Below are 9,690 nucleotides of genomic sequence, written 5' to 3'. Positions count from 1 at the left end.
ACGGAAGTTAGCAGGATTTTCACAGCATCAGCACAGGGGACGGGTAACGATTCGACGCTTTCGGACTCACTCCGAAAGGAAACATGCGTGCTTCATTGGCATAAGCAACAAAAGAAGTGAAATAAAGCCCGCGAACTGCGGCGACCTGGGCAACCTCACAGGCCCGCCACTTTCGTCACGCTTCCCTCACGTTCTAGGGTGCGACTCGAACTGATCCGGGAGGGGACTTCTTTAATGGAACTTTTGCGACGCAAAGCCAGATGGAGAACAAAGGGAGGGATCACGGGCGTTGCGGCCCTCGCCGCGCTCATGACGCTCGGTGTGCCCCAGCAGCTGCCGGACGCCTCCGCCACGGAGTCCGGGAACGAGTCCGGGACCTCCGCGATCCCGGCGGGGCAGCAGCCGGATCCCGAGGCCGCGGCTCAGGCGGAGGCCGCGGAGTCCGGCCGACCGGCGGAAGTGCTCAGTCAACGCACCGAGACGACCCAGGTGTTCGCCAACCCCGACGGAACCTTCACCCAAGATACTTACGCCCTCGCGCAGTTCGTGCGCCAGGGCAACAAGCTCGTGACGATCGACACCACGCTGCGTCCCCGCGCCGACGGCTCCCTGTCGCCGAAGGCCGCCGAAGTGGACGTGCGCCTGTCCGGCGGCGGCGAAGGACCCGTGGCGACGGTGATACGCGACGGTCGCAGCATGTCCTGGACATGGCCCGACGCGCTGCCCGAGCCCGAGGTCGACGGCGACACCGTGACCTACGGCGACGTCCTGAGCGACGTCGACCTCAAGATCAAGGCGAACCCCGCGGGATTCGCCAGCCTTCTCGTCGTCAAGACTCCCGAGGCCGCGGCGGACCCCGCCCTGAGGAAAGTCCACTTCGGCCTGGAGACGGACGGCCTGGAGGCGAGCGCCGACCCCCACGGCAACTTCACGGCGGTCAACCCGGCGGGCGAGACGGTCTTCACCGCCCCCGCCCCCATGATGTGGGACAGCAGCACCGCCGCCGCGCCCGCCGCCGCCCGCTCGGCCCGCGGCACGCCCACGGGGCCGCCGCCGCCCGCCGACGAGTTCGAGCCCGGATACGGTGCGCGGCAGGCGAACATGGGACTCGCCGTCACCGACGGGAAGCTGAGCCTCACACCGGACCCGGATCTCCTGACGGGCAAGGACACGCAGTACCCGGTCCTGCTGGACCCGGCCGTCTCCGGCACCCGCCACTCCTGGACCATCGCCTACAAGAGGAACCCGAACGGCTCCTACTTCAACGGGGCCAACTGGGACGGCGCCAAGGGCACCACGACCGCCCGCGTCGGGTACGAGAACGAGACCAACGGCCTGGCCCGCTCCTACTTCCGCATGAACTCCTCCAACCTCTGGTCCACCAAGAAGGTCGTCTCCTCCTCCACCTTCCGGATCAAGAACACCTGGTCCTGGTCGTGCACGAACAAGCCCGTCGAACTCTGGGCGACCGGCGCGATCTCCCCGTCCACCACCTGGAACAACCGGCCCGAGCGGCGCAAGAAGCTGGACTCGGTCAACGAATCGCTCGGCTGGGGCCCGAACTGCCCCGCGGGCGATCTCGCCTTCGACGTGACGGCGGCGGCGAAGGACGGCATCGCCAACAAATGGAACACGCTGACCTTCGGGATGCAGGCGCCCGACAGCGATGAGGACGACGTCTTCGCCTGGAAGAAGTTCGACGCCACGTCGGCCAGGCTCTCCACGGTGTACAACACGGTGCCCAACCCGCCGAACAGCCTCGACACCATCCCCAGTTCAGGTGGATGCGACACGGTGGCCCCGTACACCACGATCGGGAACACCGACGTCACCCTGACGGCGAAGGTCTCCGACGCCGACGGCGGAACGGTCCGGGCCCAGTTCCGCCTCTGGCGGGCCAACCGGCTGTCCGGCGGCACCGAGATCTTCAACCAGATCGTGTCCGCCACGTCCGGCACCGTCGCGAAGGTGAAGGTGCCCAAGGCGACGCTGCAGACGCATCTGGCCGCGGCCGGCGGCAGCTTCGGCTGGAAGGTCCAGACACTCGACTCGACCGCGAACTCGGCCTGGGTACCGACAGGTACCTGCGGCTTCACCTTCGACCCGACACGGCCCAGCACACCGCCCGGCATCAGCTCCGCGGAGTTCCCCGACGGTGCCGACGGCTGGCCGGCGACGACCGGACAGGCCCGTACCGCCGGAACGTTCATCCTCGGCAACGGCGGGGTCAGTGATGTGAAGGCCTACGAGTACTGGACCGACTGGGACCCCACCGTCCGCACGGTCGCGCCCACCGCCGACCTCGACGGCGACGGCAAGATCGACGCCAAGCTCGTCCTGACACCGCCCTCGGCCGGGTCCCAGCGGCTCTACGCCCGCAGCCTCGACGCGGCCCAGAACCGCTCCGACCGGACCGCGTACCTCTTCTACGCCAACGGGCTCGCCATCCCCGACGAGGCCGGCGACCTCAACGGGGACGCCAACGCCGACCTCTACGGCGTGCGCGGCAGCGGCGAGCTGTGGCTCTACCCCGGTCAGGGCAACGGCTACGTCGGGACCGGAATCATCGCGAGCAACAGTGACTTCGCCGGGGCGAGCATCAGCCACCGCGGGGACTGGACCGGTGACGGTTACGAGGACCTCGTCGCGGCCATTCCCGGTGAGGACGGCAAGACCCTCCAGCTCTATCCGAACAACGGGGTCGGCTGGGCCTGCTCGGCACGCGACGAACAGGCCGACGGGCACTCCCGCGCCTGCCAGTACGACCGCCAGGAACTCGCCGTCTTCGACGACGCCAACAACCACTGGGCGAACGCCGACCAGATCCTCGCCATCGGTGACGTGGACGGTCCTCTGGACACCGACGGCGACGGCACCGCGGATGTCCCCGGATACCCCGACCTCCTGGTGAAGGAGGGCAACTTCCTCTGGCTGTACTTCGGTTCGGCGTCGTTCTACCTCGACGACACGCAGGCGCCCGTCCTGATCGGCAACGGCTCCTGGTCGTACTACGACCTGGCGGCACCGGGCGACCGCACCGGCAACGGGCGGGTCGACGTCCTCGCACGGCACAGGACCAGCGGGGAGCTGCGGCTCTACGAAGGCACCGGTCCGGCGGGGCAGGGCCTCGGCGACGGTACCGCCTCCAGCGTCATCGGAAGCGGCTGGACCCGCGCCCATCGACCGCTGGTCACCGCCTTCCCCGACGCGGGGTCGGACGGCAAGGTGGACGTCTTCGCCACCGGCGACGACAAGCTCTACCTCTACCCCAACATCTCCGGTAGCGGCGTCGTCGTCGGAACCAGCGGCTGGCTGGACTTCCAGGCCCTCAGCTGACGCGGTCCGACCGGCAACGGAGAAGAGAGGCCTCCCGTCACAGGGCGGTCTCACGAGGTCGTCGCGACACGCGGTTGGTTTGATCGGGCCGCGAGTAGTTCACGCGAAACGCTCGGCCGGGGTTTCCCGGCCGAGCGTTTCGCGTCGGCGGCCGCTGAGTCCGGCGGCGACGGCCCCGGTGTCGTCGGCCGGTGACGCCGTCAGTCGGTCAAGGTGTCCTTGATCTTCTCCTTGGCCTGGCGGGCATCGCCCTTGGCCTGCTCCGCCCTGCCTTCGGCCGTGAGGCGCTCGTTGCCGACGGTGCGCCCGGCGACTTCCTTCATCTTGCCCTTGGCCTGCTCGGTCTTGGCCCGGCTCTTCTCGTCGGCGGCCATGTCACTCACCTCTCGCTGAGCTCGGCGTTGCGGTCCCCCTCCGCCTGACCGTTATGGCCCCCTTCAAACCTGCCGTCCGGCACCCGGCCCCCGGCCACCACCGGGGCCCAGGCCTGACCTGCGCACGGCAGGGCATACGGCGTAGCGCCGGGAGAACAGGCTCCCGCACAACCGCCGCACGGCGGAGCAGACGTGGGGGACCAGATGGAGACCACTGTTCCGGAGAGAGGGGCCGGGGGGCGAGGGGCCCCCGCCCCCCGGCGCCCCGGCCGCTCCCCCGCCCTCTCCAGCGGCACCGGGAAGGCGGCGGCCCGGGTCGCCGCCTTCGCGGTCTGCCAGGCCGCCCTCGTGGCGGGGGCAGGCCTGCTGATCACCGGGCCGGCCCGTGAGCTGTGGCCGATGACCGCGGAGGACGCTGTCGTCGAGGCCCTCGTGGACGCGCGCACCGCCACGCTCACCACGGCCTCCACGGTCGTCTCCGCCCTGGGGGACACCGGCACGGTGGTGGGCCTGACCCTTCTGGTCTGCCTCGCCCTGGTCCTGGTGCCCCGGCTGCCCCTGTGGCGCGAGACCGTCTTCCTCGCCGCCGCGGTGTCCCTCCAGTCGGCGGTCTTCCTGCTGGTCACCGCCTCCGTGGACCGGACGCGCCCGGACGTGGAACGCCTGGACGACTCACCGCCGACCTCCAGCTACACCTCGGGCCACACCGGGGCCGCCACCGCCCTCTACGCCGGCCTCGCCGTCCTGGTCCTGTCCCGGGTCCGCGCCCCGTGGCGGGCGCCCCTGGCCGCACTCCTGCTGCTCCTTCCGCTCCTCGTGGGGCTGGCACGGCTCTACCGCGGCATGCACCACCCGACCGACGTGGCCGGAGGTCTGATGAACGGCTCGCTGTCCCTGCTCGTCGTGGGCCGGGCCGCGCTCGCCGGGCACTCCTGGGCGGCGCGGCCCCCGGCCGACGCGACGGACATCGCCGTGGCCGCCGCCGAACAGCGGCCCGCCCCCGTACGGAAGCAGGCCGCCGTCATCGTCAATCCGACGGTGACCGACGCCGCGACCCGTGACCGGCTGCGGCTGGTACTCGCCCAGCACGGCCACCACGACACCCCGTTCATCGACACCACCGCGCAGGATCCCGGCGGCGGCCAGACGGCCGGGGCCCTGCGCGCGGGGGCCGAGTTGATCGTCGTCTGCGGTGGCGACGGCACGGTCCGCACGGTCGCGGACGCGCTGGCCGGCACCGGCGTCCCGCTGGTCCTCGTACCGTGCGGCACCGGCAATCTGCTGGCCCGCAACCTCGGACTGCCGCTCGGCCCCGCCGACGCACTGGCGGCCGGACTGGCCGGCGAGCCCCGCACCCTGGATCTCGGCCGGATCGAGGGGGACGGGTTCCCCACCGTCCACTTCACCGCGATGGCCGGGGCGGGACTGGACGCGGCCATGCTGGAGGAGACCTCCGACCGCGCCAAGTCGGCCCTGGGCTGGCCCGCGTACGTACTGGCAGGCGCCAAGGGGCTGCGCGCTCCCCGGATGCGGCTGACCGTCAGCCTGGACGGCGGACCGGAGCTGCACCGCACCGCCCGGATGGTCCTCATCGCCAACATCGGGACGGTCCAGGCGGGCGCGGCGCCGGTGCCCGCCGCACGGCCCGACGACGGGCTGCTGGACCTCGCGGTCTTCGACCCCCGGGGCGCGGGCGGCTGGCTGCGCGCGGCCGGGGTGCTGCTCCGCGGCGGCGGACGGGGCGGGGACGCGGAGGAACCCGGCGCGAACGGTCCGGCCCCGGGCACGGGCGGCCGGGACACGGCAGGGACCTCCCGCGCCGCGGACTCCGCGCGGGGCCCCGTCGAGTTCCACACCTTCCGCCGCGCCGAACTGTCCTTCACCCGGCCGCAGCCGCGCGAGGTCGACGGGGATCCGGTGGGACCCGGCCTGCGGCTCGCCGCCGAGGTCAGGCCCGGCGCCCTGACCGTCCTGCTCCCCGCCCGGGAGCGGTGATGGGGACGGCGACCCGGGTCCCGGTGACCCGCGACATGAGCGGGGACGAGCTGTCCGGCGACGAGGCGCTCGCGGCCCTGCGCCGGTACGGCCGCTGGCCGCTGGCGCGCGACGCCTTCGTACGCTTCCGCTACGCCGACGGCTTCAGCCACGCCCGCGCGCTGGCCCTCCAGACGATCCTGGCGATCATCCCGCTGGTGATCGCCTTCGTCGGCCTGTCGGCCGAACTGCACACCGAGAGCGTGGGAAGGCTCGCCGAACTGACCATCCACGGCATCAGCGAGGGCCCCAGCGCCGGGGTGGTGGACGACGCCCTGAACCGCAACCAGCAGAGCGACGGCGACGGACCCGAGGTCGCCCTCTGGCTGGGGCTGGCGTTCTCCGTGGCCAACGTCACCACCGCGATGTGCCAGATAGAGCGCGGCGCCAACCGGATCTACGGAGTGGAGCGGGACCGCGTCTTCCACCGCAAGTACCTGCGCGGGCTGGTGATGGCCGTGAGCGCCGGCATCCCGCTCGGCATCGGGTCGGTCATGATGGTGGCGGGCGGAGACCTCGTCGCCGCCGCGGCCTCCGTGTACGGTCTGGGCGACACCGCCCGGGAGACGTTGACCCTGTTGCGATGGCCGGTGGGTTTCCTGCTCGCGCTGATCTCGGCGAGTGCGATCTTCCGCCGCTCCCCGCGCCGCCGTCAGCCCGGCTACACCTGGCTGGCGTTCGGGGCCGCCGTCTACCTCGTCCTCTGGACGGTGCTGACCTGGCTCCTGAGCCTCTACCTCGGCATCAGCGGCTCCTTCGACACCGTCTACGGGCCTCTCAGCGCGTTCATGTCGCTGCTCCTGTGGGCCTATCTCACTTCCCTAGCCCTCTTCGTCGGGCTGTCCTTCGCCGCCCAACTGGAGGCCGTCCGGGCCCGCAGGCCCGGACCGGTCGCCGCCGACCCCGGAGCATGACGTGCCACGATCCCTCCCCGAACCGCCCACCCCACAACCGCACGGCGCGGAGCCGGGGACCACACGGGCCCGGACCCGCCGCGCCGACCGCCGCCTCGGTGTACGACTGCTGGCGGCGGTCGGGGCGGGCGCGGTCGCTGCGGTGCCGTTCGCGCTGCTCGTGATCCTCGTCGAGGGAACGTGGCCCCCGCTCCAGCGCCTGGACGCCGGTGCGGCCCGCCGGCTGCACGAAGTGGCCCTGGAGCACCCGGGGTGGACGGCCACGCTGCGCATCCTGTCGGACTGGGTCTGGGACCCCGCCACGCTGCGCACGGCCGTCGCCCTGCTCACGGTGTGGCTGCTGTACCGGCGGGCGTGGCGGCTGGCCGCGTGGGCCGCGACCACCGCGATCGGCGGCGCGCTGACCGGGGTGCTCGCCAAGGTCGTGGTGGAGCGGGCCAGGCCCTCGCTCCAGGATCCGGTGGCCCGCGCGCCCGGCTACTCGTTCCCCTCGGGCCACGCGATGACGGCCGCCACGTCGTGCGCCGTCCTCCTGCTGGTGCTGCTGCCGCTGGTGCCGCGCAGGTGGCGGTGGCTGTGCTGGGGAGCGGCGGGGATCTCCGTCCTGGGCGTCGGGTTCACCCGGATCGCGCTCGGCGTGCACTGGTTCAGCGACGTCATCGGCGGATGGCTGCTGGGGGGCGCGGTCGTCGTCCTCACCGGCTGGGCCTTCGAGGCCTGGCGCAAGGACGCCGGCCGCCGCCGCACGGACGCGGCGGAAGGCCTCGAACCCGAGCTGGTGGACGAGCACCCGGAACCGGAGGCGTACGGCGCCCGGCGCGGCGCGCGGGATCAGTAACCCTGGCCGACCAGGAAGGAGTCGAATTCCAGCGTCAGCGACCGGGCCTCGGAGAGGTGCGCCTCGCTGTCCCCGTCGACCAGCACGAACGCGCAGACGCCCTGTTCCGTCCGGACGACCCACATGGCGCGGTCGCCCTCGCGCAGCAGCGCGAGTTCCAGGTCACGCCCGGTGACGGCGTCGGAGACCAGCTCCCGGCTCTCGCGCTGCCAGGGGATGCCCGCGATCCACAGGCCTCGGGGATGGACGGACTCCTCGCACACCGTGCACAGCGCCTCGACGTCGTCCGGTCCCCCGCGCTCCTGCTCCGTGTCACCGGCCCCCGCCCCGGCGGCACGCGCCATCGACCGGAAGTACGGCCACCCGTCCTCGTCGCCACGCCCCGCGACGGCGAAGAACCCCGCCTCGGCGGAGAACGCCGCGGCGGCCAGCACGGGCGATCTCTCCTCGCCGAGAGCCAGATGCGTGCGGAGAACTTCGTCCCACTGATCGGTCACCGTGGACATCGGTGCGTCCTTTCGTCGGCTTCCGCCGGACCGTCGCTACGGCCTCGGCGCTGGTCGGCCCCGGGCAGAAGCTCGGCTTCCCCCGGCGACCCAGCTTCTCCTGCCCGGGTATCGCCCTGTCAGACCGTTTCCACGGTCGCACGGAAGCACACGGCCGGATCCGGCCGAAGGCACCCCGCGACGGGACGCCGGGTTCGAAAGCCGTCAGCGGGGCACACGCCGCAGACACCACCCGCGAACAACAGCACCGTGAAAAGGAGTTGCCATGATGGTCGTAGGAATTGTCGCAGTCTGTGTGGTTCTCGCCGTACTCGCCTTCTTCGTGCCGCGGCTCTCGCGCGGTCCGGAGCGCGGTACGCAGCGCACGCTCGGCCTGGGCTCCCGCGCGGGCGGCAAGGCGCCCGGCGTCCTGGGCCGCATCTTCAGCAAGCCGTTCCGCAGCAGCTCGAAGGCCGTGGGCAAGAGCGGTTCGGCCGGCCGCCGCACCCGCGGCCACATGCCGTTCTGACGTGCCGCGCAGGGAGGGGAGACGCCGACGAACGAGTCCGCCCGGCAGCGGAAGAGAGGGGGCCTCCCGTCATCGCGACGGGAGGCCCCCTCTCCACGTTCACGCCCCTACCAGGCGAACGCCTCCGGAGACGGCCCCGGCCCCGGGAAGATCTCGTCCAGGCCCGTGAGCACGGCCTCGGGGAGGTCCATTTCCAGGGCGCGCAGGGCGCTGTCCAGCTGGCCGGCGGTGCGCGGGCCGACGATCGGGCCCGTGATGCCGGGGCGGGTCAGCAGCCAGGCCAGGGCCGCTTCGCCGGGTTCCAGGCCGTGCTTGTCGAGCAGGTCCTCGTACGCCTGGATCCGGGACCGGGTGGCGGGGTCGGCCAGGGCGTCGGCGGCGCGGCCCGAGGCGCGGCGGCCGCCCTCGGTCGTCTTCCGGATGACGCCGCCCAGCAGGCCGCCGTGCAGCGGCGACCACGGGATGACGCCGAGGCCGTAGTCCCGCGCGGCCGGGATGACCTCCATCTCGGCGCGGCGCTCGGCGAGGTTGTAGATGCACTGCTCGCTGACCAGGCCGAGCGCGCCTCGCCGGGCGGCCTGCTCGTTGGCCTGGGCGATCTTGTAGCCCGGGAAGTTCGAGGAACCGGCGTACAGGATCTTGCCCTGCTGGACCAGGACGTCGATCGCCTGCCAGATCTCGTCGAAGGGCGTGTTCCGGTCGACGTGGTGGAACTGGTACAGGTCGATGTGGTCGGTCTGGAGGCGCTTGAGCGAGGCGTCGACCGCGCGCCGGATGTTCACGGCGGAGAGCTTGTCGTGGTTCGGCCAGGCCTCGCCGTCGGCGGCCATGTTCCCGTACATCTTGGTGGCCAGGACCACCTTGTCGCGTCGGCCACCGCCCTGTGCGAACCAGGTGCCGATGATCTCCTCGGTGCGGCCCTTGTTCTCGCCCCAGCCGTAGACGTTGGCCGTGTCGAAGAAGTTCAGGCCCGCGCCGATGGCGGAGTCCATGATCGCGTGGCTGTCCGACTCGTTGGTCTGCGGGCCGAAGTTCATCGTCCCGAGGACGAGCCGGCTGACCTTGAGTCCCGTGCGTCCGAGCTGTGTGTACTTCATGACGCCCCAGCCAACTCCTTCGAGTCCACTCCAGGCAAGCACGTGCCCCGGACTTGCCCCGGACGCGCCGGACAGGCAGGGCT

8 protein-coding genes are annotated in these 9,690 nt (G+C 71.8%); 5 read left to right on the top strand and 3 right to left on the bottom strand.

All coding sequences use genetic code 11. The annotated features are described in order from the left end of the window. Positions 1 to 321: 321 nt before the first annotated feature. Positions 322 to 3,336, top strand: coding sequence for a VCBS repeat-containing protein (locus tag ACIRJT_RS00195; RefSeq protein ID WP_403902499.1), 3,015 nt, complete (start codon positions 322 to 324; stop codon positions 3,334 to 3,336). A gap of 200 nt (positions 3,337 to 3,536) precedes the next feature. Here ACIRJT_RS00195 and ACIRJT_RS00190 read toward each other — a convergent pair whose 3' ends face one another. Further along, on the bottom strand, positions 3,537 to 3,710 hold the full coding sequence (locus ACIRJT_RS00190; protein ID WP_398614227.1) for a CsbD family protein: 174 nt from the start codon (positions 3,708 to 3,710) through the stop codon (positions 3,537 to 3,539). 204 nt (positions 3,711 to 3,914) lie between these two features. Here ACIRJT_RS00190 and ACIRJT_RS00185 point away from each other — a divergent pair, with 204 nt between their 5' ends. Genes ACIRJT_RS00185 through ACIRJT_RS00175 form a run of 3 tightly spaced genes read left to right on the top strand, consistent with a single transcriptional unit; the run spans position 3,915 to position 7,496 of the window. Next, on the top strand, positions 3,915 to 5,705 hold the full coding sequence (locus tag ACIRJT_RS00185) for a diacylglycerol kinase family protein (RefSeq protein WP_403902496.1): 1,791 nt from the start codon (positions 3,915 to 3,917) through the stop codon (positions 5,703 to 5,705). Next, entirely contained in the window at positions 5,705 to 6,658 is a 954-nt protein-coding gene (locus ACIRJT_RS00180) for a YihY/virulence factor BrkB family protein (RefSeq protein WP_403902494.1), read from the top strand. The genes ACIRJT_RS00185 and ACIRJT_RS00180 overlap by 1 nt, the downstream gene beginning before the upstream one ends. A gap of 1 nt (position 6,659) precedes the next feature. Beyond that, positions 6,660 to 7,496: a phosphatase PAP2 family protein gene (locus ACIRJT_RS00175; protein ID WP_403902491.1), complete on the top strand. Its 837-nt coding sequence runs from the start codon at positions 6,660 to 6,662 to the stop codon at positions 7,494 to 7,496. On the opposite strand, the gene ACIRJT_RS00170 is transcribed toward ACIRJT_RS00175, so the two are convergent. After that, positions 7,490 to 8,002 (bottom strand): hypothetical protein, encoded by a 513-nt coding sequence (locus tag ACIRJT_RS00170; RefSeq protein ID WP_371625051.1) that lies wholly within the window; start codon positions 8,000 to 8,002, stop codon positions 7,490 to 7,492. The two genes, ACIRJT_RS00175 and ACIRJT_RS00170, sit on opposite strands and share 7 nt — an antisense overlap. Before the next feature lie 265 nt (positions 8,003 to 8,267). On the opposite strand from ACIRJT_RS00170, the gene ACIRJT_RS00165 reads away from it, so the two are divergent. After that, a complete protein-coding gene (locus ACIRJT_RS00165) occupies positions 8,268 to 8,510 on the top strand; it encodes a DUF6411 family protein (protein ID WP_371625050.1) in 243 nt (80 codons plus the stop codon). Positions 8,511 to 8,617: 107 nt separating this feature from the next. Here ACIRJT_RS00165 and ACIRJT_RS00160 read toward each other — a convergent pair whose 3' ends face one another. After that, positions 8,618 to 9,607 (bottom strand): aldo/keto reductase, encoded by a 990-nt coding sequence (locus ACIRJT_RS00160; protein WP_403902489.1) that lies wholly within the window; start codon positions 9,605 to 9,607, stop codon positions 8,618 to 8,620. Positions 9,608 to 9,690: the final 83 nt, after the last annotated feature.

Origin of the sequence: Streptomyces sp. NPDC102283, from assembly GCF_044766265.1 — a bacterium.
Classification (GTDB): domain Bacteria; phylum Actinomycetota; class Actinomycetes; order Streptomycetales; family Streptomycetaceae; genus Streptomyces.
Note: the sequence above shows the minus strand (reverse complement) of the source record. Positions and strands in the feature narration are given on the sequence as shown.